General features: G+C 55.2%; 19 protein-coding genes and 1 other RNA gene. 12 read left to right on the top strand and 8 right to left on the bottom strand.

The window, feature by feature from the left end:
• The first annotated feature begins 221 nt into the window (after positions 1 to 221).
• On the top strand, positions 222 to 959 hold the full coding sequence (locus QEP11_RS17550; protein ID WP_284337945.1) for a 16S rRNA pseudouridine(516) synthase: 738 nt from the start codon (positions 222 to 224) through the stop codon (positions 957 to 959).
• A gap of 92 nt (positions 960 to 1051) precedes the next feature.
• Here the strand turns inward: QEP11_RS17550 and QEP11_RS17555 are convergent, their stop codons facing one another.
• The gene (locus QEP11_RS17555; RefSeq protein ID WP_284337946.1) at positions 1052 to 1996 is read right to left on the bottom strand and encodes a Ppx/GppA family phosphatase; all 945 of its coding nucleotides are present in this window, start codon (positions 1994 to 1996) and stop codon (positions 1052 to 1054) included.
• A 155-nt stretch (positions 1997 to 2151) separates the two neighbouring features.
• Here QEP11_RS17555 and ppk1 point away from each other — a divergent pair, with 155 nt between their 5' ends.
• Positions 2152 to 4311 carry a polyphosphate kinase 1 gene (gene ppk1, locus QEP11_RS17560; RefSeq protein WP_284337947.1) on the top strand — a complete coding sequence of 720 codons (2160 nt, stop codon included), beginning with the start codon at positions 2152 to 2154 and terminating at the stop codon, positions 4309 to 4311.
• A gap of 143 nt (positions 4312 to 4454) precedes the next feature.
• On the opposite strand, the gene QEP11_RS17565 is transcribed toward ppk1, so the two are convergent.
• Positions 4455 to 5933 carry a Ppx/GppA phosphatase family protein gene (locus QEP11_RS17565; RefSeq protein WP_284337948.1) on the bottom strand — a complete coding sequence of 493 codons (1479 nt, stop codon included), beginning with the start codon at positions 5931 to 5933 and terminating at the stop codon, positions 4455 to 4457.
• Positions 5934 to 6201: 268 nt separating this feature from the next.
• Between QEP11_RS17565 and pstS the strand changes: the two genes are divergently transcribed.
• From pstS to phoR, 7 genes are all read left to right on the top strand, one after another.
• Complete coding sequence (gene pstS / locus QEP11_RS17570) at positions 6202 to 7242, top strand: phosphate ABC transporter substrate-binding protein PstS (RefSeq protein WP_284337949.1); 1041 nt, start codon at positions 6202 to 6204, stop codon at positions 7240 to 7242.
• 90 nt (positions 7243 to 7332) lie between these two features.
• Positions 7333 to 8346: a phosphate ABC transporter permease PstC gene (pstC, locus tag QEP11_RS17575; protein ID WP_284338082.1), complete on the top strand. Its 1014-nt coding sequence runs from the start codon at positions 7333 to 7335 to the stop codon at positions 8344 to 8346.
• Complete coding sequence (gene pstA, locus QEP11_RS17580) at positions 8343 to 9227, top strand: phosphate ABC transporter permease PstA (RefSeq protein ID WP_284337950.1); 885 nt, start codon at positions 8343 to 8345, stop codon at positions 9225 to 9227. The genes pstC and pstA overlap by 4 nt, the downstream gene beginning before the upstream one ends.
• A gap of 14 nt (positions 9228 to 9241) precedes the next feature.
• On the top strand, positions 9242 to 10045 hold the full coding sequence (gene pstB / locus QEP11_RS17585) for a phosphate ABC transporter ATP-binding protein PstB (RefSeq protein ID WP_413788749.1): 804 nt from the start codon (positions 9242 to 9244) through the stop codon (positions 10043 to 10045).
• Between the two features lie 16 nt (positions 10046 to 10061).
• The gene (phoU, locus tag QEP11_RS17590) at positions 10062 to 10763 is read left to right on the top strand and encodes a phosphate signaling complex protein PhoU (protein ID WP_284337951.1); all 702 of its coding nucleotides are present in this window, start codon (positions 10062 to 10064) and stop codon (positions 10761 to 10763) included.
• A 19-nt stretch (positions 10764 to 10782) separates the two neighbouring features.
• Complete coding sequence (gene phoB, locus QEP11_RS17595; RefSeq protein WP_284337952.1) at positions 10783 to 11475, top strand: phosphate regulon transcriptional regulator PhoB; 693 nt, start codon at positions 10783 to 10785, stop codon at positions 11473 to 11475.
• A gap of 9 nt (positions 11476 to 11484) precedes the next feature.
• Positions 11485 to 12855: a phosphate regulon sensor histidine kinase PhoR gene (gene phoR / locus QEP11_RS17600; RefSeq protein WP_284337953.1), complete on the top strand. Its 1371-nt coding sequence runs from the start codon at positions 11485 to 11487 to the stop codon at positions 12853 to 12855.
• Between the two features lie 48 nt (positions 12856 to 12903).
• On the opposite strand, the gene QEP11_RS17605 is transcribed toward phoR, so the two are convergent.
• The 5 genes from QEP11_RS17605 to trxA all read right to left on the bottom strand — a co-directional run bounded on the left by QEP11_RS17605 (position 12904) and on the right by trxA (position 18392).
• Entirely contained in the window at positions 12904 to 14244 is a 1341-nt protein-coding gene (locus QEP11_RS17605; protein ID WP_284337954.1) for an MATE family efflux transporter, read from the bottom strand.
• 15 nt (positions 14245 to 14259) lie between these two features.
• Positions 14260 to 15957 (bottom strand): hypothetical protein, encoded by a 1698-nt coding sequence (locus QEP11_RS17610; protein ID WP_284337955.1) that lies wholly within the window; start codon positions 15955 to 15957, stop codon positions 14260 to 14262.
• A gap of 178 nt (positions 15958 to 16135) precedes the next feature.
• On the bottom strand, positions 16136 to 16381 hold the full coding sequence (locus QEP11_RS17615; protein WP_284337956.1) for a type B 50S ribosomal protein L31: 246 nt from the start codon (positions 16379 to 16381) through the stop codon (positions 16136 to 16138).
• 139 nt (positions 16382 to 16520) lie between these two features.
• Positions 16521 to 17783: a transcription termination factor Rho gene (rho, locus tag QEP11_RS17620; RefSeq protein ID WP_284337957.1), complete on the bottom strand. Its 1263-nt coding sequence runs from the start codon at positions 17781 to 17783 to the stop codon at positions 16521 to 16523.
• A 276-nt stretch (positions 17784 to 18059) separates the two neighbouring features.
• Positions 18060 to 18392: a thioredoxin TrxA gene (gene trxA, locus QEP11_RS17625; RefSeq protein ID WP_284337958.1), complete on the bottom strand. Its 333-nt coding sequence runs from the start codon at positions 18390 to 18392 to the stop codon at positions 18060 to 18062.
• 243 nt (positions 18393 to 18635) lie between these two features.
• Here trxA and QEP11_RS17630 point away from each other — a divergent pair, with 243 nt between their 5' ends.
• Positions 18636 to 19976 (top strand): TIGR03862 family flavoprotein, encoded by a 1341-nt coding sequence (locus QEP11_RS17630; RefSeq protein WP_284337959.1) that lies wholly within the window; start codon positions 18636 to 18638, stop codon positions 19974 to 19976.
• A 117-nt stretch (positions 19977 to 20093) separates the two neighbouring features.
• The gene (locus QEP11_RS17635; RefSeq protein WP_284337960.1) at positions 20094 to 21044 is read left to right on the top strand and encodes an arsenic resistance protein; all 951 of its coding nucleotides are present in this window, start codon (positions 20094 to 20096) and stop codon (positions 21042 to 21044) included.
• Positions 21045 to 21151: 107 nt separating this feature from the next.
• Here QEP11_RS17635 and ffs read toward each other — a convergent pair.
• Positions 21152 to 21247: signal recognition particle sRNA small type (ffs, locus tag QEP11_RS17640), an RNA gene on the bottom strand.
• 102 nt (positions 21248 to 21349) lie between these two features.
• Here ffs and dnaX point away from each other — a divergent pair.
• Positions 21350 to 23281: a DNA polymerase III subunit gamma/tau gene (dnaX, locus tag QEP11_RS17645; RefSeq protein WP_284337961.1), complete on the top strand. Its 1932-nt coding sequence runs from the start codon at positions 21350 to 21352 to the stop codon at positions 23279 to 23281.
• The last annotated feature ends 13 nt before the right edge of the window (positions 23282 to 23294 follow it).

A 23294-nucleotide genomic window follows, 5' to 3' on the forward strand; every position in this document is an offset into this window, starting at 1 on the left:
ATTCCCGTGTGAAAGTAGGTCATCGCTAGGCTCTTACAGCTGCAACACCCCCTGACCTTGAATGAGGCAGGGGGTTTTGTTTTTGGTGCGCTGACTTTAAATCGGGAAAGGCTGTGCAGTTATTGCCCGGCATTTCTGGTTTGACTATTTTTCTGGGTTTGATGCGTTGAGTGCTAGATGCTCAGCTTTATGAGGCCGCTGTCTGCGGCAGAGGTAATGCTATGCAGTTACAAGACATTCTTTACTCTCAAGGTTTTGGGATCCGCCGGGTATGCTCGGGATTGGTTCAGCAGGGTTGGGTCGAGGTTTATGAGAAAGATTCTGCTGAACCTGTGCAAGTGACAGATTCGACAGCAGACTATGAGCCGGAAGGCTTGCGCTTTCGTGTGCAGGGCGTGGACTGGGAATATCACGAGAAGGGATATGCACTGCTGTACAAGCCTGCAGGGACGGAGTGTTCGCAAAAACCATCAGCCTATCCGAGCATCTATACCTTGCTGCCGGCGCCGTTGCGTCAACGTCCCAACAAAGGCGCGGTACAAGGGTTGCAAGCGGTGGGGCGGCTGGATCAGGACACAACAGGCTTTTTGTTGCTGAGTGATGATGGTCAGTTCATTCACCGCATGAGCTCTCCCAAGAAGCATGTGCCCAAGGTTTACCGTGTTACTGCCAAGCATCCAATCACACAAACGATGGTGGATAAATTGTTGGCTGGTGTGGTGCTTGATGATGATCCCAAGCCTGTCAAGGCAGCAGCGTGCGAGTTGGTGTCTGAAAATGTGTTGGATTTGACATTAACTGAAGGCAAGTATCACCAGGTCAAACGCATGCTGGCAGCGGTAGGTAACCGCGTAGAAGGGCTGCATCGCTGGAAGATGGGAAATCTGGCTTTGCCAGAAGATATGAAACCTGGTGAGTGGCGTTGGCTTAGTGCGCAGGATCTTGAAATGCTGCGTTAAGCATCTTCGCTCGTGCATATGTGAGCAACAAAAAAGCCAAGTCTCTTTACGAAAAAGACTTGGCTTTTTTATGTCTGCCGAGTCCAGGTATGTCAGCGATTGATCTGCATGCTTGTATGTGCCGACAGTGCTTGATGCATCTCAAATATCAGGCCATGGCGCAAAGCACCCTGGGCGATACGCATATGTTGAAGTTTCAGCATTTCGAACACAGCGCACATGATGCTCACACCTCCACCAATGACCGGGCGAAGTTCTTCGCGCAGTCCTTGTAGGGGGAGGTGATCAATGTGTCCCGCCTGAATGAGCTGTGCCTTCAATTGAAAAAGTGCGTGTCGCTCAATCACTCCGGCTGGGGAGCCTGCTTGATGGAGTGCCTTGCTGATGGCTCCTGCTGTTCCGGAAGAGCCTAAAACATGTTCCCACCGAGAGCGGATTATTGCAGTTAAGTGCTGATTCATTAGCGTTTGGGCAGCAGCATCAGCCGCAGAAAAGCGCTCATGGCTGAGCAAGCCATCTCCAAAAAAACGCTGTGCCCAGGAGACACTACCGATGGGGCACGATGTTGCAACATGCAGTTGCGTACCTTGGCCGATGCAGACTTCGGTGGAGCGCCCACCGATATCGATAACGAGTCTGCGATCAGGATTGTCAGACAGCAGGTTGCTCACACCTTGGTAGATGAGTGTGGCCTCACGCTCGCCAGAAATGAGTTCGACAGGACATTGCAAGATAGCACGAGCCTGAGACAAAAACATTTCGCGGTTGTGTGCTTCTCGCAAGGTTTGCGTTGCGACCACCCGGCGATGCTGCGGAGCCACCTCGGCAATCAGCTCTGCATAACGCCGCAGGCACTCCAAGCCACGTTCGATAGCACTTGCTTGCAGGTTGCCGCTACTATCCAGTGCACCGCCTAAGCGCACAGTTTCTTTGCGTTGTAGATCCACATGCAATCTGCCATCCAGAATGCGACCGACAAGCAGTAATACGCTATTGGATCCGATATCAATGCTGGCAAGCCGTGGAGGTGCTTTCATGGTTCACAAGGAAATACGCAGCCCACCAGATTACCACCAGAGTGTTTCCCCTTGAGTCGGTTAGCAATCTTGTGTGCATGAAATAGTCACAGACCTGTCATCGTTTCGTCATATGGCTTGGGGATACTGAGGTGGCAACGCCAGAGAGCACCCCAATGTATTCAAAGACAGAACCATTTATTGCACCCCTTTCCGCATTTATGGTGCTACCGCAAGAAACGTCGCGGGCAGCAACTGAAGGGGGGGACTTACCTGCGGTGGCTGTTCAAGCTCCTTCCACTGAGCCGCTGGTTTTGCTGCCTCGCGATCATTGCATTCTTGCCTTTAACGAGCGAGTGATGGCCTGGGCGCGGCGTGACGATGTGCCCCTTTTGGAGCGTCTGCGTTATTTGTGCATCGTTTCGTCTAATCTGGATGAGTTTTTTGAAGTGCGCTCGGCGCCGCATATTGCCGCAGTGAATACGCAGGCACAGGGTGTGTACAACCTGGCGGATGGACTTGCCTTGTTGGACAAGGCGCAAGAGTTGGTGGCGCGTCAATATGCGCTCTACAACACTGCATTGCGGCCTGCGTTTGAAGCAGCAGGTATACGCATTGTGAACCATAAGAATCGCACTGAAGCCCAGCGTCGCTGGGTACACAAGCACTTCAGGCAGGCGGTGAAGCCTTTGTTGGTGCCTGTGGCCCTGGATCCAGCGCATCCTTTTCCGCAGGTTGCCAACAAATCATTGAATATGGTGGTGCGCCTCAAGGGAGGTGATGCCTTTGGGCGGGCCAACGAGGTGGCGATTGTGAAGCTGCCGCGTGCGCTGCCTCGCCTCATGGAGCTGCCAGCCAGTATTTCCGGGAAAAAGCGTTTGTTTGTCAGCTTGTCGAGCATGGTGCGGGCGCATATCTCGGAGCTGTTCGATGGGCGTGAAGTGGTGGAGGCGGCCCAGTTCCGCGTCACACGAAACACAGAGTTGCTTGTGGAGGAAGACGAAGTCGATGATTTGCGCACAGCTTTGCGTGAAGAGTTGGCCTATCGTCAGTTTGGTCAAGCGGTCCGGCTGGAGGTCACCAGTCATTGCTCGGAATTTCTGGCGACAACGCTGCTGCAAGAATTTGACTTGCCCGCCCGTGCCATGTTTCGTGTGGATGGGCCTGTCAACTTGGTGCGTCTGGCGGAGTTGATCGACTTGGTCAATGACCCTTCTATGCTGTTCAGGCCGTGGCAAGGTAGTTGGCCAAGGCAGCTCAATCCACAAGCCAAGGTGATGGCGCAAATGCGCAGGCGGGATGTGTTGATTCATCAGCCGTTTGAGCAGTTTGATGCAGTGCTGGAGTTGCTGCGTGAAGCTGTGCATGACCCGGCGGTAGTGGCAATCAAGCAAACCATCTATCGCACAGGTGCCAAATCCGAGTTGATGGACTTGTTGGCCAAGGCGGTGCGCCTGGGTAAGGAAGTGATGGCTGTAGTTGAGTTGAAAGCGCGTTTTGACGAAGAAGCCAACATCAACTGGGCAGATGCGCTGGAGGCCGTTGGTGCACAGGTGGTGTATGGCGTTGTCGGGCTGAAAACCCATGCCAAGATGCTGCTGGTGACGCGTCGTGAAGGCCGGGGTTTGCGTCGCTATGGTCATTTGTCCACGGGCAACTACAACCCCAAAACGGCGCGTCTGTACACGGATCTGAGTTATCTGACTTGTGACCCCGTGCTCACAGCGGATATGGATGCAGTTTTTCGGCACCTGGCTAGCCCCAATGTGAAACCCAAACTGGAAAAGCTTGTGATGGCACCTTTTGCCTTGCAGGCCACCATGCTGGAGCACATACAGACATGCGCGCAGGCAGCACAGCAAGGCCAGTATGCGCGTGTGGTGGTGAAAACCAATGCGATGACCGATGAGGTGCTGATTCACGCCTTGGTTCAAGCAGCACAAGCGGGTGTAAAGATTGATTTGATTGTGCGTGGTGCCTGCATGCTGCCTCCCCAATTAGCAGGTGTGACAGACAATATTCGGGTGCGTTCCATCATTGGTCGTTTGCTGGAGCATTCGCGTGTGTTCTATTTCTCCTGGGGGAATGATCAGGAGTATGTCTACCTCTCCAGTGCAGACTGGATGCGCCGCAATATGACGCGCCGTGTTGAGCTGGCCTGGCCTGTTCAAGAGCCCAAGTTGCGGCAGCGTGTGATTGATGAGTGCTTGGTTGCGTATTTGCATGATGACCGCGATGCGTGGACCCAGCAGGCGGATGGCAGTTATCTACCCGCTCCGAATCCAGAGAATGGGCACGGTGTGCAAAATGCATTGATGCAACTGTATGGCGCATGAGCCAAGCTGCCCCATAAAAAGGATGCCATAAGCATCCTTTTTATGGGGCAGCTTATAAGGCCGAAAATCGCCACTACATATGCCTATATGCACTCTGAGAGAAGCTGGAAGCCGACTTGTTGAGCGGAGAGGATCCAGTCTTGTTACTGCAAGTGGAGTTGCAATTGCCATTCGGACTTGTTGACAGCATCGGCTTCCTCACGCAGCAGCTGAGCACTAAGAGGATAGCGTTCAGCCCAGCCTTCTGGGGTTTGCAGCAGAAGTTGCTGATCGCGACGTTGCAGCTGCAGACCTTCCAAATCGGGCGCGCGACGACTGTTGCACAACACTGCTGCCAGCCGCAGGCATAGCAGCTGCTCGGCATGTGCTGGCAGATGCATGAATGCCTCTACCTTCTTGATCTTGCCACGGTGCCCCAAAACCAGCTGGCCCAAGTGCGCCAGCTCATTGGGGCTAAAGCCTGGTGCATTGCAGTGCTCCAGGATGTAGGCGCTGTGCCGATGGTAGTTGCTGCGAGAAATACGACAGCCTACTTCATGTAGCAAGCCTGCCCAGATCAGTGGGGCCGGGGCTTGGGTTTCTTGAGGGTGTAGCTGCAGCCACAGATGCTGGGCAGTGTCTGCAACATGGCGAGCATGTAGGCTGTGTACGCCAAATCGCTGCATCAGACCCAAGACGCTGGCGGTGTGGATATCGCCAACCTCCGCGCCTCGATCATCGACTAATCCATAAAGCACACCCATACGTAGTGCACCTTGCGCAACTTCCATGCGCTCCAGTCCCAGAAGGTCAAAGACAGCGCGCAGCACACTCAAACCACCCGCTACCACGGGACGGCGATCTTCCTTGAGGCCTTCGAGCTTGACCTTGTCAATATGCTTGGCCTGAAGCAGTTGCTGGTGCAGCCAGTCCAGACCCGCTCGCGTGATCACACCTTGCCCCTGGCCATTGGCAGCCAAGGTATCTCCGACGGAATTGGCGGTTCCTGCGGAGGCATAAGTCACCTCCCAGCTACCAGGGCTGAAGGTGTCCAAGGCTTCGTCGAGCACGGCGCGTGCAGCAATTTCTGCAGTTTTAAAAGTTTCGGCGGTGAGTTCGCCTCGTGGGAAGTAGCGTGAAGTCCAGGCCACACTTCCGATGCGGTAGGAGGCAACCGCTTGTGCCACGCTGTTTTGCCCGAGGACGAATTCGGTGGAACGGCCCCCAATATCAATTACCAAGCGGTGCTCATCGGAAGCCGGAAGCTGGCTGATCACGCCTCGGTAAATCAAAGCGGCTTCTTCCTCGCCGGCAATGACTTCAATGGGAAAGCCCAGCAGTTCGCTGCCACGCTCGATAAATTCGTCACGGTTGCGTGCTTCACGCAGGGTTTGCGTGGCTACAGCGCGCACGTGCGCAGGATTGAACCCGCGCAGACGTTCGCCAAAACGGGCCAGACATGCCCATCCTCGTTCCATGGATTCCTGGGTGAGATTGCGGCTGCTATCTAAGCCATTACCTTGACGAACGGTCTCTTTGAGGTACTCAACGCGGTGAATCTGGTTGTGTTCATAACTACCAATTTCAAGACGGAAACTGTTAGAGCCAAGGTCTACGGCAGCAAGGGCAATCGCATTGTTCATTGTGAGAAATCAGCTAGCGGCGCAAAGATTGCAGCTTATCAGCCATCGTATCCGTGAAATGAAAAAAACTGCCAAGCACAGCGCAAGGCTGGGGTGCGATGCTAGAAGGGCCGCATGACGGTGTCATGACAATTTTTTGAAGACGAAAAGCTGTGGTTTTTAAGCATTAAGTCCTTAATTTTTGTATGTCACAAACATGTCACATACGCTTTTTACATTCACGTCATCGAACTTTCTTCGACTAAGTTTTTAACCGAGAGGTACTTCCATGAAGATGTCCATGATGCGAGTTTTGGTGACCGGTGCCTTGGTGTCCGGCGGTTTTTTGAATGTGGCAGCCGCACAAGAAGCAACAGGTGCTGGCGCCAGTTTCCCTGCTCCTCTGTATTCCAAATGGGCAGCTGACTACAACAAGGCCACTGGCGTAAAGATCAATTACCAATCCGTGGGCTCCAGTGCAGGCTTGAAGCAAATTGAGGCCAAGACAGTTGATTTCGGCGCTTCCGATGAACCACTGAAAGACGATGACCTGAAAGCCAAGGGTTTGGTGCAATTCCCGACGGTGATCGGCGGTATCGTGCCTGTGGTGAATATCCAGGGTATCCAGCCTGGTCAGCTCAAGCTCAATGGCCAAGTACTGGGCGATATCTACCTGGGCAAGATTACACAATGGAACGATCCAGCCATCGTTGCGTTGAATCCAGGTGTCAATTTGCCTGATGCAAAGATCTCTCCGGTACGTCGTGCCGATGGTTCAGGCACAACGTTTGGCTTTACCAATTACCTGTCCAAGGTAAATGCGGAGTGGAAGGAAAAAGTGGGTGAAGGCAAGGCTGTGAACTGGCCAACAGGTGCAGGCGGCAAGGGCAACGAAGGCGTAGCTGCATTTGTTGGTCGCCTGGCCAACTCCATCGGCTACGTGGAATATGCCTACGTCAAGCAAAACAAACTCACATTTGCACTGTTGCAAAACAATGAAGGTGCATTTGTTTCGCCGAATGAAGCGAGCTTCAAGGCTGCGGCTGCAGGTGCGGATTGGAGCAAGAGTTTCTACCAGATTCTGACCAACCAGCCAGGCAAGGATGCGTGGCCTATCACCAGCGCCACGTTCATTCTGATGCACAAGAGCCAGGAAAAGCCTGCGCAAGCTGCCACAACGCTGAAGTTCTTTGACTGGGCCTATAAAAATGGTGACACCACTGCCAGCGGCCTGGATTATGTGCCCATGCCTGATTCTGTGAAGACACAGGTGCTCAAGGCTTGGGCGGAGATCAAAGACAGTGCTGGCAAGCCAGTGTCCTGGAAGTAATCGACTGATCTGACAGTCACATCCTGCCGGATGCTTGCGCATCTGGCAGGTCTCGTTATTTGTAAAGAGGTGACACCCGTGTCCACATCCATGACTTCAGCCAATGCGGTGGCTCAGCGGCAAAAGCCGGTAGCTAGCCGCGCACAACCTCCACGGCGCAACGCTTGGATTTCCTCTAGTTTTGCTGACCGATTGTTTTCATGGTTGGCTAAAGGTGCAGCACTGATCACCTTGGGCTTGCTGCTGGCCATCATGGGCTCGCTGCTGGTAGGCGCTTGGCCTGCGATTCATGAATATGGGCTGGGCTTTTTTACCCGTACCGAATGGGATCCCGTGCAGGATCAGTACGGTGGTTTGGTGATGATTTATGGCACCTTGATGACCTCGCTGATCGCCCTGGTCATTGCAGTGCCAGTGAGTTTTGGCATCGCACTGTTTCTGACGGAGCTGGCACCTAGCTGGCTCCGGCGCCCGTTGGGTACCGCGATTGAGCTGTTGGCCGCCGTGCCATCTATTGTGTATGGCATGTGGGGCCTGATGGTGTTCGGGCCTGTTCTGGCTACCTATGTGCAGCAGCCGCTGCAAAACCTGTTTGATGGCGTCCCTTACCTGGGAGCACTGGTGTCTGGCCCGCCGGTTGGCATTGGCATTTTGTCTGCCGGCATTATTTTGGCCATCATGATCATTCCTTTTATTGCCTCTGTGATGCGCGATGTGTTCGAGGTGACTCCCGCACTGCTCAAAGAGTCGGCTTATGGCTTGGGAGCGACGACCTGGGAAGTGGTCTGGAAAGTGGTGCTGCCCTATACCAAGGCGGGCGTTCTTGGCGGCATCATGCTTGGCCTGGGACGCGCTCTGGGTGAAACCATGGCCGTCACCTTTGTGATTGGCAATATGAATCAGCTCAACTCGCTCTCGATGTTTGAAGCGGCCAACAGCATCACGTCGGCCCTGGCCAATGAGTTTGCAGAGGCCGGAGAAGGTCTGCATCAAGCTTCTTTGATCTATTTGGGTCTGGCTTTGTTCTTCATCACGTTTGTGGTGCTGGCACTGTCCAAGCTGCTGCTCAACCGTCTGCAAAAGAATGAGGGAGCACGTACATGAGTACCTCCAGCCAAAAATTGATTGCAGCACAAAAGCACAATACCCAGCGTCAGGCGCGCTTCGCATCGCGCAAACGTCTCAATCAAGTTGCGTTGACCTTGTCCATGATGGCCATGGCCTTTGGTGTGTTCTGGCTGATCTGGATTCTGTGGGAAACCATCCGCTTGGGCATTGGCGGTTTGAGTTTTGCACTGTTCACAGAGATGACGCCACCTCCCAATGAGGTGGGAGGTTTGGCCAATGCGATCTTTGGTTCGTTCGTGATGGTGGCACTGGCCACTTGTGTGGGCACTCCCATCGGTGTGATGGCTGGGGTGTATCTGGCTGAATACGACAAAAAGAGCTGGCTGGCCAGCACGACGCGGTTTGTCAATGACATCCTGCTGTCAGCACCTTCCATCGTGATTGGTCTGTTTGTCTATGCCGTGGTGGTGGCCAAGTTCAGAAGCTTTTCGGCGTACGCAGGCATTGTGGCGCTGGCTTTGATTGTGATCCCGGTGGTGATTCGTACCACAGAGAACATGCTCACACTGGTGCCTTCGGCGTTGCGTGAAGCCGCTTATGCTCTGGGCACGCCCAAGTGGAAGGTGATTCTGTCCATTACTTTGCGTGCCGCGCGTGCCGGTGTTATTACGGGTGTGTTGCTGGCAGTGGCGCGTATTGCAGGAGAAACAGCACCGCTGTTGTTCACCGCGCTGAATAACCAGTTCTGGAACGGTGACCTGGCCAAACCGATGGCCAGCTTGCCTGTAACCATCTTTAAGTTCGCCATGAGCCCTTACGAGAACTGGCAGCAGCTAGCTTGGGCGGGCGTGTTCCTGATCACTGTGGCCGTCCTGGGCCTGAATATCCTGGCCCGTGTACTCACGCGCCAGAAATAAATTGCAAGGATTTGATGATGTCTACTGCAACAATGACGGCTCCTGCCATTGCGCCCATTAGTGGCCCCTCAAAACTTTCGGTGCGTGACCTGAACTTCTATTACGGCAAGTTCCATGCACTGAAAAACATCAATCTGGAAATTCCAGAGAAAAAGGTGACTGCCTTTATCGGCCCCTCTGGCTGTGGCAAATCCACTCTGCTGCGCACTTTCAATCGCATGTACGAGTTGTACCCCGAGCAACGCGCGGAAGGGAAGATCTTGCTGGATGGCCACGATTTGCTCACCAGCAAGCAGGATGTGGCGTTGATTCGTGCCAAGGTCGGCATGGTGTTTCAAAAACCGACCCCATTTCCCATGTCCATCTACGACAACATCGCATTTGGCGTGAAGCTTTTTGAGAGCCTGGATGCAGCGGATATGGACGAACGCGTGGAATGGGCGCTACGCAAAGCCGCGCTGTGGACTGAGGTGAAAGACAAATTGCACCAAAGCGGCGCCAGTTTGTCGGGTGGCCAGCAGCAACGTCTGTGCATTGCGCGAGGTATTGCGATCAAGCCTGAAGTGTTACTGCTGGACGAGCCATGCTCGGCACTTGATCCCATTTCCACTGCCAAGGTGGAAGAGCTGATCGCTGAACTGAAGAACGACTACACCGTGGTCATCGTCACGCACAACATGCAGCAAGCTGCGCGTTGCAGTGATTACACCGCATACATGTATTTGGGCGACCTGGTGGAGTTTGGAGAAACCGAACAGCTGTTCTTCAAACCCCAGCGCCGAGAAACCGAAGACTACATTACAGGCCGCTTTGGCTAACCCAAAGGAGACAGATATGCCCGCTAAGCATTTGTCCACCCAGTTTGATAGTGAACTCAATCGTATTTCCTCCCGTGTGATGGAGCTGGGTGGTTTGGTGGAACGCCAGATCAGCCAAGCCATTTATGCTTTGACCCAGTTCAATCTGGAGGCCGTGCAACAGGTGGCCGAGCTGGAGGAGCGCGTGAATGCCATGGAGGTGGAGATCGACTACGAATTGGTCTCCATCATCGGCCGCCGCCAGCCGACAGCGCGTGATCTGCGCATGTTGATGGCTTTCTCGAAAGTGACCGCCAACCTTGAGCGCATGGGCGATGAGGCTCACAAAATGGCCCGCATGGTCAAGTCCATCATTGAAAGTGGCGCAGCGCGCAATTTGCCTTCCAGCGAACTGCGTGTTGCTGCCGAAATGGCATCTTCGCTGCTGCGTAAAGCACTGGATGCGCTGGCGCGCTTGGATACCAAGGCGGCTTTGGATATTCTCAAAGAAGATGATTTGATTGATGATGAGTTTGATGGCTTTGTACGCAAGCTCATCACCTACATGATGGAAGACCCCCGCACCATCTCTGCCAGCTTGGATTTGTTGTTCCTGGCAAAAGCCATTGAGCGCATCGGTGATCATTCCAAGAATGTGGCGGAGCTGATTATTTATTTGGTGGAAGGCAAAGATATTCGCCATCTGTCCATGGACGTGATTGAGTCCACGGTGCGTTAAACAAGCTCAGGTAGTAAGCATGAAGAAATTGCCGCAAGTACTGATCGTGGAAGATGAGCCAGCGATTGCAGAGCTGATTGCTGTGAATTTGCGCCACAATGGTTTTGCGCCGCTATGGGCAGAAGATGGTGTGAGCGCGCAGCGTGAACTGGATGCCGCATTGCCTGATGTGATCTTGCTGGACTGGATGCTGCCCGGTGGCTCCAGTGGCTTGAATCTGGCGCGCAAATGGCGCGCAGATGCCCGTACCAAGCAAGTACCTATTTTGATGTTGACAGCGCGTGGCGATGAGCCCGACAAGATTGCGGGTCTGGATGCCGGTGCGGATGACTACATCACCAAGCCGTTTTCAACCCAAGAGCTGTTGGCACGCATTCGCGCAGTGTTGCGTCGTCGCACGCCCGAGCAAGCGGGTGAGCGCGTACAGGTAGGTGCCTTGGTGCTGGATGGGCAGACCCATCGCGTGACCTTCCAGGATCAGTTGCTCAAGCTGGGGCCGACTGAATTCAAGCTGCTCAGTCACCTGATGCATAACCCCGAGCGCGTGCACAGCCGTGCTCAACTGCTTGATAAAGTCTGGGGTGACCACGTCTATATTGAAGAGCGGACGGTGGACGTGCACATCAAGCGCTTGCGGGAAGCTTTGGGCGAAGCGGGGACGCTGGTTGAAACCGTGCGTGGTGCTGGCTACCGTCTGTCTGCTACTGCTTAAGGATTAGCGATGGTCGCATGGCGCTGGATAGAGTTGCTGGGTTTGCAGGCTGTGCTGGGTGGCATTGCTGCCTGGTTCTGGGGTGCCTGGGCTGCTCTGGCGGGAATGGTGCTGGCTAGTTGGCTGTGGGTGGCGTGGGACAATTTGAAGGTACGTCGCTTGCGTCAATGGCTGATGCAGGGCGATTTGGCTGTAGCCCCGTCGTTCAAAGGCATGTGGGGCATTGTGGCAACCTATGTCCGGCGCGCAGCCCGCTCACGCGAGCAGGCTGTGGTGGGTGCTGAGCAGCGGGTCCAGGATATCTTGGCGGCCCTGCAAGCCAGTCCCAACGGTTTGGTTTTGATGGATGCAGAAGGGCACATCGAGTGGTGCAACCACATGGCTGAACGTCACTTTGGTTTTGATGCCGAGAGGGATATTCAGCAGACGATTGGCAACCTGGTGCGCGATCCTGCATTCAGCCGCTATTGGTCAAACCAGGACTTTACAAACCCCGTGCTGATGGTGGGGCGTGAGAGCTCTCCTTCACGGCCTGTCATGCTGTCCGTGCACATCTATCCGTATGGTGATGGCCGGCATTTGCTCTTGGCGCGTGACATTACTGCGCTGGAGCAGGCGGAGGCCATGCGCCGAGACTTTGTGGCCAATGTTTCGCACGAAATCCGCACACCGCTGACGGTGTTGGTTGGTTTTGTGGAAACACTGCAGACACTGGATCTGTCTCCTGCAGAAAGCAAGCATTATCTGGCGCTTATGGCCCAGCAAGCGGGGCGTATGCAGAGCTTGGTACAGGATTTGTTGACGCTGTCACGCCTTGAAGGCAGTCCTTTGCCTGGATTTAGTGACTGGGTGTCGGTGTCAGCCATGTTGCGTCAGTGTGAAATTGAAGCGCAAGCATTGTCCAAACTGCTCACCAAGGGCGCAGGGGCAGGGCACATCATCAGCTTTCCGCAAGCTGATGCTCCTGGCATGGACTGGGAAATTGCAGGGGTTCAGGCCGAGTTGATCAGTGCATTTTCCAATCTGATCAGCAACGCTTTGCGCTATACCCCGGCAGGTGGCAGCGTACAAGTCCGTTGGGAAATTCAACCAGGAGGTGGAGCGAGCTTTTCGGTCAAGGACTCAGGGCCAGGTATTGATGCTGCACACATTGGCCGTTTGACAGAACGCTTTTACCGCATTGATCGCAGTCGTTCACGCGATACGGGGGGCACGGGCTTGGGGCTGGCGATTGTCAAACATGGCTTGCAGCGCCATGGAGCGAAGCTGGAAATTCAGAGCCAGCTCGGTGCTGGCGCGACCTTCAAGGCGGTATTCCCTGCCAGTCGTCTGCGTCATGCTCAGCATGCGCAATCGGTGCTGGATATCGACCCAAAGTAAGAAAAGTAGACTCAGTGATCGCAGAAAAGCGGCCATATGGCCGCTTTCTTATTTGTGGGGTTGCAAGACCCGGTAAAGCAGATAGACAAAAGCGCTGGCGACGAACATCAGTGCTACACCGCTGCCAAGCCAGAAAGGCGTTGGGTTGCCAGACCACAAGGCGCTGGTGCTGGCATTTTGATACGCCATCCAGTATCCACCGCCAAGGCCACCACCCCATAGCAAGCTGCAGTACACCACCAGTGGAGCCAAGGTGACGCGCCAGCAGCGCAACAAGAAAATGCAGACACACTGGATGCTGTCGAAGGCATGGTAGAGCGCAACCCACAGCAGCAAGGCGGAAGTCAGTGCTATCACGCCCGGATCAGCGGTATACACATGTGGGATGTAGCTACGTAGCAGCAGCAAGCTGGTGGATAGCACGACACCACTGATGATGGCAATTTTGATGCCCAGCCATGCCAGTTGCTGGGCTTGAGCTTCATTGCCTGTACCACGCCACCAGCTCACCCTTGCACTGATCGCAATCCCCAGTGACAGGGGCAGCATGTAGCATACGGCGGCCAGGTTGGCTGCAATTTGGTGGCTGGCTGCGGACATTGCACCTTGGCGAGCCACGAATAAAGCCACCAAAGTGAATGAAGTGACTTCCACCAGAATGGATAGCCCTGCAGGGATGCCCAAGCGTAAAAAACTGCGCAAGCGCTTCCAATCTGGCGACTCCAGAGACTGCCATAGCTTCAAGGGGGCATACAGTTTTTGGTGGCGCATCAGCGCCACTGCCAAGATGGCAATGGCGTAATCCACAAGCAAAGTGGCCCAGGCACAGCCAGCGACCCCCTGAGCTTGCACGCCCCATCCACCAAAGGTGAACCAGATGGACAGCGGGATTTTGAGGACCAAGGCCGCCACCTGTAGCCAAGTTACCAGTTGCGGGTATCCCAACGCTTGGTTGAGCGTGGTGTAGAGGCGGAAGAACATCGCAGACGGTAATGCCCAGCCAACGATGATGAGGTAGGCACGGACATCCGCTTGCATCACTTCTGGTACTTCTGTCCAGGCCAGGATGGGGCCGGGAAAGAGCAAAATCAGCATACCCAACAGGGTGAGTCCTGAAGCCAGGTACAGCGATTGGCGAAATGAGGTGCCAATCTCGGTGGTATCGCCTCGACCATGCTGCTCGGCCCAGATGGGCAGCAGTGCCTGCAAGATGCCCATGAGCGAGATGAAAACACTCACAAAAACGGCTGAAGCCACAGACAACGCAGCGAGGGCTTCGGAAGAGAAGCGCCCTGCCACAATGGTGTCAGTCACACCAAAGGCCATGACGGCCAGCTGTCCGGCCAGCACGGTGCCGGCATGCCGCGCAATGGTGGCAAGTTCACGCATACCTCAATCCTGCTTTCAGCGGGTTCGACGCAATACTAGAAGGTGGTCTCTGCGGTCGGTGGGGCGATTGACTTGTGCTTCCAGTTCCCACTGCGCAGTGGTGTCGGAATCCATGGCGGACCAGCCAGCAGGTGTGGCGATCAGCCAGTCACATTGGCTTGCCGGCCCGGCGGGCAGACCGCGGTGCAACGTCCATGCAGTATGAAAACGGAATGCGGTGGTCAACGCGGGATTGAAACCCAGTGTGTGCACACACTGGGCCTGCTCGGGCACTATGCGTGCCACAGCGTTTACGTGGGGCGCGTAGCTGCGACCGTAGTCCAGCATGGGCAGCCATAACGTCATAAGTAGTACCCAGCCCAATACGGTACCGCCTGCTGGCACAGCCAAGCTTTTCCAGATGGCAGCGCGGTGGCGACGTGTGCGCCAAGCCACCAGCAGGCACCAGCCAATGGTGGCTGCCAAGGCCACTAGAAATGGAAATGGCGCAAATGAAGGCTCGAAGCCTACAGCCAGACGCTGTACGTTTTCTGCAGGTTTGGCGGGAAAGCCTGTTTGCACTGAAATCCAGACCACCCAAATGGTGATGGCTGAGATAGTGAAGAAAAACAGGGTAAGCCAGTCAATGAGTGCGCCGAGGCTGCGCTTGAAGGTGGGCAGTGCAAAAGCGGCCACTGTGGCAATGCCCGGCAGCGCCAATATGAGTGCCCGGTCACCTTCCTGTGTGAAGATGGTGCAGAACACAGCAATTGCCCATAGCCACAGCGGCCAAGCAATGTGCGGATTTTGAGTAGGACGCAGCAGCTGTTTGCGCCAGCGCCACAGTGCCCACAAGGCAAGTGGCCACGCCGGCCAACTGAACCACGTCAGCAATCGTGCCGTGCTTTGCCACTCCTTGCCTTGTTCCCAGGGGTTGATCAGGCGATATTCCCATATGCCCAGCAGCCAGGCAGCGGCTGCAGCAACTGCCATGGCCAGTATCCACCATGCGGCCCAGCTATAGCGATGGGAAAGTTTGGGAATTTTGGTGCACATCGAAATGGCAATTGCCCCTAGGCCAAGCAGCATGGACATCGAAGGGGCGCCTGCCATGGACAGTGCCAACAGGCTCAGTAAAGCCGTCGCTGCCGCCAGTTTGGGTTGCCACCACATGGACGCAGCGGCAAAAAAAGCAGCGCAGACTGCGCTCAGCTGCACCAAGGTGTGACTGGTTTCATGTGACAGCTGTGCCAGGCCCAGGCAGGCCATCAGGGCAAGCAAACCGCCATCGGCCAGGGCCCGTGCGTAATCCGTGGGTGAGGCTTCGCCACCAAAAGCAAATGCGACAGGTTGTGCGCCTGGCGTGCGCGCCAAGCTGAAGACCGCGCGCCATGTACACCAAAAAGCCAGTCCTAACAGCAATATGAATGGCAGGCGCACCACCAAGTCGGCGGGCATGCCTGCAGGCATAAGTTGAAGCGCCCAAGCGCCAAGCCAGTATTGCAGCAACCCAGGGCTTTGTGGTCGTATGCCATCCAACTGGGGCTGCAGCCAGGATGTCTCTCCTGCGGCCATGGCTTGCATATACCCAAACGCCGTAATGTCCACATCGCGCCAGGGTTCGCGACCAACAAAGCCTGCCAGGATATAGGCGGCACACAACAACAGCATGATCCAGCTAGGGAGGCGGCGGACAGCGTTTTGGGCAACGATGGCGGGTGATGGCGGATTCATGGGAACACAATCAGTATGCCGGGAGCAGGCATGAGTAAAGCAAGATGTCTGGGGCCAAGCATGCCACGACTGCATGGAATATGCAGCAGTTTGGCCCACGCTCGGTGGTGTTGCAAAGGCCGTAAAAGAAAAAGGCAGCCGGGTTGCCCTGGCTGCCTTTTGGCGGAGAAGTAAGAGATTACTTCTTGCCGAAGCGGTTGCGGAACTTTTCCACGCGGCCGCCCATGTTGTCCACCGACTTCTGTGTGCCGGTGTAGAAGGGGTGCGATTCAGAAGAAGTATCCAGCTTGAACAGGGGATATTCCTTGCCTTCGAAAGTTTCTGTTTCCTTTGTTGCAACACAAGAACGTGTCACAAACTTGAAGTCGTTGGACATGTCAACGAACAGAACTTCACGGTAATCGGGGTGGATGCCTTCTTTCATGATCTTCCTTTAGTCAAGTGCGGCAGCCGTGTCGAACCCGAAGCAACCTTTGCTTCGAAAATGCATTCAACATACTTACCGCAATAAAAGCCCCCCATTATAGCGTGAGGGGGTAAATTTCTGCAAAGCTGATGGGTTATCAGCCGCCGCGACGCATCATGTCGAAGAACTCGACATTGGTTTTGGTCTGCTTCATGTTCTTGATCATCAGCTCCATGGATTCGATCTCGTCCATGTTGTACATGAACTGACGCAGGATACGCGTCTTTTGCAGAATCTCTGGAGGCAGCAGCAGCTCTTCACGACGTGTGCCGCTCTTGGACAATTCGATCGCAGGGAACACGCGCTTTTCGTAGAGGCGACGGCTCAGATGGATTTCGCTGTTACCGGTGCCCTTGAACTCTTCAAAAATCACTTCGTCCATGCGCGAGCCGGTGTCGACCAGGGCAGTGGCGATGATGGTCAGGGAACCACCTTCTTCCACATTGCGCGCTGCGCCAAAGAAGCGCTTGGGGCGATGCAGGGCGTTGGAGTCCACGCCACCCGACAGCACCTTGCCCGACGAAGGCACCACGTTGTTGTAGGCACGGGCCAGACGGGTGATCGAGTCCAGCAGGATGACCACGTCTTTCTTCAATTCGACCAGTCGCTTGGCACGCTCGATCACCATCTCGGCCACGTGAACGTGGCGGGTGGCGGGCTCGTCGAAAGTGGAAGCAATGATTTCGCCCTTGACCGAGCGCTGCATTTCCGTCACTTCTTCAGGGCGTTCGTCCACCAACAACACCATCAGGTGCACGTCTGGGTTGTTGGCCGTGATGGCGTGCGCAATGTGCTGCATCATCATGGTCTTGCCGCTCTTGGGCGGGGCAACAATCAGTGCACGTTGGCCGCGGCCAATGGGAGCAATGATGTCAATGATGCGGCCAGTGATGTTTTCCTCGGCCTTGATGTCGCGCTCGAGCTTCATCTGTTCCTTGGGGAACAGAGGCGTCAAGTTTTCGAACATCACCTTGTGCTTGTTGGACTCGGGCGAATTGCCGTTGACCTTGTCCAGCTTGGTCAAAGCAAAATAGCGCTCGCCATCCTTGGGCGTGCGCACTTCACCTTCGATCATGTCGCCGGTGTGCAAATTGAAGCGGCGCACTTGGCTGGGCGAGATATAGATATCGTCAGTGCTGGCCGTGAAGCTGGTGTCTGGGCTGCGCAGAAAGCCAAAACCGTCGGGCAAAATTTCCAGCACGCCGTCGGCAAATACTTGTTCGCCTGCTTTGGCGCGCTTTTTAATGATGGCGAACATCAGCTCTTGCTTGCGCATGCGGCCGGTGTTTTCAATCTCAAGCGCTTCGGCCTGCTTCAACACTTCAGACACGTGCAGTGCCTTGAGTTCGTTAAGGTGCATCTGGAGTTACTCCTTGCAAGGAGTTCATAGAAATCTGGGGATGTGGCGAATGCCAGAGTAATCGGCGAGGAGCGCAGTACTTCGATGGCTTGCCAGGATGATCGGAAACGACCGCCAATGCTTTGGGTCGTGATCAGGAATCGATTATGACAGGAAAAGTGCGCAAGGTGCACACTAGTTTTTGTCAGAAAACTTGCAAAGATGTGCTGCTGGGCAGAAAGCAGGCCTGAAAGAGCAGGCCAGAGCGTACTGTAGGCATGCTCTGGCGTCGCATATTTAAGCGATTTGCTGGTCGATGAAGGCAGTCAGCTGAGGTTTGGCCATGGCGCCTACCTTGGTTGCAACCAGTTCACCATTCTTGAAAACCATCAGTGTGGGGATACCGCGAATGCCGAACTTGGCGGGGATCAGGCGGTTTTCATCCACATTCATTTTGGCGATGGTGATCTTGCCTTCGTAAGTTTTTGCCACGTCGTCCAAAATGGGGGCAATCATCTTGCAAGGGCCGCACCATTCAGCCCAGTAATCCACCAGCACGGTGCTGCCGGGTTGCAGTACATCGGCTTCAAAACTGGCGTCTGTGACATGCTTGATGAGTTCGCTTGCCATGGAATTGTTCCTTGTTGTGTATGTTGGGGCGGGTGCGCTCAATAGCGCACAGATAACGTTTCAATAATTGTGACAGAAACCAATGTCCGGACATGCATCATGGCTGGTCAAAAACGGCTATGGGGCTTATATAAGTGAGCAATGGAGAGCATGCTTGTGGGTGGGCGTGGGTCTTCGTTCTAGCGTTATGCTGCCAGCCCTTTGGCGTTTGGCGCCGTGTATTTCTGAAAGATCGGGTTATTTATGTCTGCTGCCGCACTGCTGCCAGCTTTGAAGTGTGATGTTGCCATTGTCGGGGCTGGGCCTGCCGGCTTGATGGCGGCAGAAATTCTGTCGGCTCAAGGGGTCCAGGTGCATGTGTTTGATGGCAAGGCATCCGTTGGCCGCAAGTTTTTGCTGGCGGGCAAGGGCGGATTGAACTTGACACACTCAGAAGCCTTTGAGCGTTTTGCGCAGCGTTATGGGGAAACGCAGCCCATGTTGCAGCCCTTGCTGCAAGACTTCGGGGCGGACCAGATGCGAGCATGGGCCGAGGGCCTGGGCATCGGTACTTTTGTGGGAACGTCTGGCCGTGTTTTCCCTACTGAAATGAAAGCTGCGCCCTTGCTGCGCGCTTGGTTGTCGCGTTTGCGTGCGCAAGGCGTGGTTTTCCATATGCGTCACCAGTGGAAGGGGTGGAATGCTGAGCGCGCCTTGATCATGGAAACGCCTGGTGGCGTGTTTGCCGTTCAAGCAAAAGCAAGCTTGCTGGCGCTGGGTGGTGGCAGTTGGGCACGTTTGGGGTCAGACGGCGCTTGGGTGCCGCTGCTGCAAGCTCAAGGCGTGCGTGTGGCAGCCTTGCAGTCAGCGAACTGTGGATTTGATGTGGGCCAGCCTGCTGCCGCTACCCCAGAGACGGAATCGCGTCGTGCCTTCTTCAAAGAGTTGGTGGGCATCAAACCACAACTTGATAAGGGCTGGAGTCCGTTTTTTGCGCAACGCTTTGCAGGTGCTCCGTTGAAGTCGGTGGTCATCCGTTTTGTCGATAGCCTGGGACGAAGCTTTGAGCGCCGCGGAGAGTTCGTGGTAACAGATACAGGTGTAGAAGGCAGTCTGGTGTATGCCGTGTCCAATTTGCTGCGCGATGAAATCACACGCAATGGCAGCGCAACGTTTGAGCTGGATTTGCTACCAGCCTTCTCGGCTGAGAAGGTGCTGCAAGAGGTGCGCCATCCACGTGGCTCTCGCAGTCTGTCCAGCCACATGAAGGGGCGTTTGGGACTGGATGGCGTGAAGACTGGTCTGCTCTACGAAGTGCTGAGCAAGGAAACCATGCAAGACCCTGTGAAGCTGGCACAGGCTATTAAGTGCTTGCCTGTTACTGTTGTGGCTGCACGACCTATGGATGAGGCCATCAGCACTGCTGGCGGTGTCACATGGGATGCGCTGGATGCGCAGCTCATGTGCAAGGCATTGCCCGGTGTGTTCTGTGCAGGCGAGATGATCGATTGGGAAGCCCCCACAGGCGGATATTTGCTTACCGCATGTTTTGCCACTGGTGTGCGTGCCGCGCGAGGCATTCAGGCTTTCATTCAGCAGCAATAAGCGCCTGCCATGATTGCGGACCGTGCAAGGCTTGTGCGGTATTTGTGCAGCGGATCAGTGCAGTGGATTTTCGCGATTGCGGGCAAATGATTGCTTTGATCCACGGACAATGTGCACATGTTGTTGCCACGTGATGCTCTAGAGCGCTACCAAGCGCTCATTTACTTTGCCGCCGTTGCTTTGGGGGCAGGGTTGGCCGTCTATGTGCAGGGCACGCAAGCGTTGGAGCCGCTGATTAATCCGTCGTTGGCGTTTATGCTGTACGTCACTTTTTTGCAAGTGCCGCTGTCCACTTTGCGAGCTGCATTCTTGCAGCGGCGTTTTTTGCTGGCACTGCTGCTCACCAATTTTGTCGCTATCCCGCTGCTGGTCTGGGGGCTGAGTCAGTTTCTGCCGCAGGAAGGCATGCTGCGCTTTGGCGTTCTGCTGGTCTTATTGGCACCGTGCATTGACTATGTGGTGACCTTTGCCCACATGGGTAAGGCCGATGCAAGTTTGCTGCTGGCATCCACCCCGGTTTTGTTGCTCACGCAGATTGCGTTGTTGCCGATTTATTTGGGATATATGTTGGGTGCGGAGGCAGCAGCCTTGGTGCAAGTGAGGCCTTTTATGGATGCCCTGCTTTGGCTTGTTGCCCTGCCATTGCTGCTTGCGTTGGTCACACAGAAATGGGCTGCACGATCCCCGGTGGGTGTGCGTGTCAGTGTGTATCTGGGTTTTTTGCCCGTGCCTGCCACGGCTTTGGTGTTGTTTGTTGTGGTGGCTTCGGTGGTGCCCCAACTTGAAGCTGCCAGTGGGGTTGCATGGCATGTGCTGCCGGTATATGTGGCTTTTGCGGTGCTGGCTCCTGCGCTGGCTTGGGCTGTGGCCAAGGCCTTCAAGCTCCAGGTCGGTGCCGTGCGTGCAGTGACGTTCAGCGCAAGCACGCGCAATTCATTGGTGGTTTTGCCTTTGGCGCTGGCAGTACCAGGCGCGATCCCAGTGCTGCCCGCCGTGATTGTGGCGCAAACATTGGTGGAGCTGGTGAGCGAGCTTATCTATATCAAGCTTATTCCCAAGCTGCGCTGAAACCTTGGCTACCGCAAAAAGGCAGAAATGCCCAAAAGAAGTTGATGCTACGCAAGGAGCGGTGGGATGTATGCATCTTTGTGGGCCAAAGAAATCCCTGAAGAGAAGTTGACAACCCTTACCTCGGCACTGGTTTCACAGTTAGGGCTGCTTGGTTCCCCACCTGACCCGGTTGGCTGCTTCCCCATGCGAGGGGGGCTGTCAGCAGCGATTATAGGTGTGTTTATGGTGCGCGTGAGTGACGTGCACAGATAAACACGCCTACGCTGAGGTCGCCTTGCCCACAACCCGTAGAATTCGCCCTTATGTCTTATCTCGTGCTCGCCCGTAAATACCGTCCCCGCAACTTTGCCGAAATGGTGGGGCAGGAGCACGTCGTGCAGGCTCTGGGCAATGCGCTCACACAGCAGCGCCTGCATCATGCATATCTGTTTACCGGTACGCGCGGTGTTGGTAAGACCACGGTGTCGCGCATTTTTGCCAAGTCGGTCAACTGTACGGGTGTTGATGGACAAGGTGGAATCACTGCCGAGCCTTGTGGTGTTTGTCCAGCTTGTACTGAAATTGATAGTGGTCGCTTCCCCGACTATATTGAGCTGGATGCGGCATCCAACCGTGGTGTGGATGAGGTGCAAAGCTTGCTGGAGCAGGCGGTGTACAAACCGGTGCAGGGGCGCTTCAAGGTCTTCATGATCGACGAGGTGCACATGCTCACCAATACCGCGTTCAACGCCATGTTGAAAACGCTGGAGGAGCCACCGGAGTATTTGAAGTTTGTGCTGGCCACAACCGATCCGCAGAAGGTACCTGTGACAGTGCTTTCGCGTTGCCTGCAATTCAATTTGCGTCCTATGGCGCCAGAGACGGTATTTGAGCACCTGACTCAGGTGTTGGCCAAAGAAAACATTCCTGCAGAGCCACAGGCGCTGAAACTGCTGGCACGTGGTGCACGTGGCTCCATGCGCGATGCTTTGTCGCTGACCGATCAGGCGATTGCCTTCGGTTGTGGTGAGCTGAAAGAGACTTCGGTGCGCCAGATGCTGGGCAGTGTGGATCGCAGCTATGTTTTCCGGCTGATTGCAGCCCTGGCTCAGGGCGATGGTCGTGCGGTGGTGGAGACTGTGGATGCACTGCGCCACAACGGTGTGTCAGCGGCATCGACCTTGGAAGAAATCGCTTCTGTGCTGCAGCGAATGGCTGTGCTGCAAGCAGTGCCAGATATGGCTGCCGCATTGGATGCAGCGGATCCAGATGCGATGGTCATGGCTGATCTGGCGCAGACCATGGCTGCGGATGAAACGCAGCTGCTCTACAGCATTAGTTTGCATGGCCGTCAAGAACTGGGTTTGGCTCCGGATGAATATGCAGCGCTGACGATGGCGCTGCTACGCTTGCTGGCTTTCAAGCCGCAAGCCTCATTACAGACTGGGGCAGTGGCACCAGCGGCTGAAAAAAAAACACTGAAGCTTCCTGATTTACCTGCGGCCACGGAGCAAGCTGAGCCACAGCCACAGCCACAGCCACAGCCACAGCCACAGCCACAGCCACAGCCACAGCCACAGCCACAGCCACAGCCACAGCCACAGCCACAGATTGCTGCGGTGACTGTCGCTCCTGCGCCAGAGAAGGACGCCATTGCGAAATCCAAAGAGCCGGCACCTGCTGAGCAAGACATGCCTCCACCATGGGAGGACTTGCCGCCCGAGGCGTTGGAGTCAGAGCCTACTTACGACAGCAGTGAGCCTCCGGTGTGGAATGATGCACCTGTAGATGAGGAGCCGAGCGTCGTCGCTTCTGCTCCGGTTGTGCAGCGCAAACCGGTGGTGCAAGAAGCAAGTGCAGAGCTGGTGACCACCCCGTTGGGCGATATCTGGCATGCCATCGTCACGCAACTGGACGAAGCACAGGCCATCTCCGCGCTGGTGCGCGAGCTGGCCATGCAGTCCCAGCTGGTAGCGCAAGACGGTGGTGTGTGGTCGCTGCGGGTGCAACGCACCTCTCTCAATCAAACCATGCCGCGCGAGCGATTGCTAAAGGCTCTGACGGGCATCGCTGCATGCACCAGCCTGCATGTGGAAAATGGTTCAGTGTCGGACACTCCAGCGCTGCGCAACAAAGCTCATGCCGAAGCACGACAAAAGCAGGCAGAAGCAATTGTTATGAACGATCCTCACGTGCAGCATCTACAGCAAACCTTAGGCGCTACCATCGTGCCCGGTAGTATTCGCCCGGTATAGCTTGAACAAAGGC

It is taken from the genome of Comamonas halotolerans, assembly GCF_030162935.1.
Lineage (GTDB): Bacteria > Pseudomonadota > Gammaproteobacteria > Burkholderiales > Burkholderiaceae_C > Comamonas > Comamonas halotolerans.

Excerpts from the sequence above, each read along its gene's own strand:
- QEP11_RS17550 (WP_284337945.1), top strand. The coding sequence starts at position 222 with ATGCAGTTACAAGACATTCTTTACTCTCAAGGTTTTGGGATCCGCCGG.
- QEP11_RS17555 (WP_284337946.1), bottom strand. The coding sequence starts at position 1,996 with ATGAAAGCACCTCCACGGCTTGCCAGCATTGATATCGGATCCAATAGC.
- ppk1 (WP_284337947.1), top strand. The coding sequence starts at position 2,152 with ATGTATTCAAAGACAGAACCATTTATTGCACCCCTTTCCGCATTTATG.
- QEP11_RS17565 (WP_284337948.1), bottom strand. The coding sequence starts at position 5,933 with ATGAACAATGCGATTGCCCTTGCTGCCGTAGACCTTGGCTCTAACAGT.
- pstS (WP_284337949.1), top strand. The coding sequence starts at position 6,202 with ATGAAGATGTCCATGATGCGAGTTTTGGTGACCGGTGCCTTGGTGTCC.
- pstC (WP_284338082.1), top strand. The coding sequence starts at position 7,333 with ATGACTTCAGCCAATGCGGTGGCTCAGCGGCAAAAGCCGGTAGCTAGC.
- pstA (WP_284337950.1), top strand. The coding sequence starts at position 8,343 with ATGAGTACCTCCAGCCAAAAATTGATTGCAGCACAAAAGCACAATACC.
- pstB (WP_413788749.1), top strand. The coding sequence starts at position 9,242 with ATGATGTCTACTGCAACAATGACGGCTCCTGCCATTGCGCCCATTAGT.
- phoU (WP_284337951.1), top strand. The coding sequence starts at position 10,062 with ATGCCCGCTAAGCATTTGTCCACCCAGTTTGATAGTGAACTCAATCGT.
- phoB (WP_284337952.1), top strand. The coding sequence starts at position 10,783 with ATGAAGAAATTGCCGCAAGTACTGATCGTGGAAGATGAGCCAGCGATT.
- phoR (WP_284337953.1), top strand. The coding sequence starts at position 11,485 with ATGGTCGCATGGCGCTGGATAGAGTTGCTGGGTTTGCAGGCTGTGCTG.
- QEP11_RS17605 (WP_284337954.1), bottom strand. The coding sequence starts at position 14,244 with ATGCGTGAACTTGCCACCATTGCGCGGCATGCCGGCACCGTGCTGGCC.
- QEP11_RS17610 (WP_284337955.1), bottom strand. The coding sequence starts at position 15,957 with ATGAATCCGCCATCACCCGCCATCGTTGCCCAAAACGCTGTCCGCCGC.
- QEP11_RS17615 (WP_284337956.1), bottom strand. The coding sequence starts at position 16,381 with ATGAAAGAAGGCATCCACCCCGATTACCGTGAAGTTCTGTTCGTTGAC.
- rho (WP_284337957.1), bottom strand. The coding sequence starts at position 17,783 with ATGCACCTTAACGAACTCAAGGCACTGCACGTGTCTGAAGTGTTGAAG.
- trxA (WP_284337958.1), bottom strand. The coding sequence starts at position 18,392 with ATGGCAAGCGAACTCATCAAGCATGTCACAGACGCCAGTTTTGAAGCC.
- QEP11_RS17630 (WP_284337959.1), top strand. The coding sequence starts at position 18,636 with ATGTCTGCTGCCGCACTGCTGCCAGCTTTGAAGTGTGATGTTGCCATT.
- QEP11_RS17635 (WP_284337960.1), top strand. The coding sequence starts at position 20,094 with ATGTTGTTGCCACGTGATGCTCTAGAGCGCTACCAAGCGCTCATTTAC.
- dnaX (WP_284337961.1), top strand. The coding sequence starts at position 21,350 with ATGTCTTATCTCGTGCTCGCCCGTAAATACCGTCCCCGCAACTTTGCC.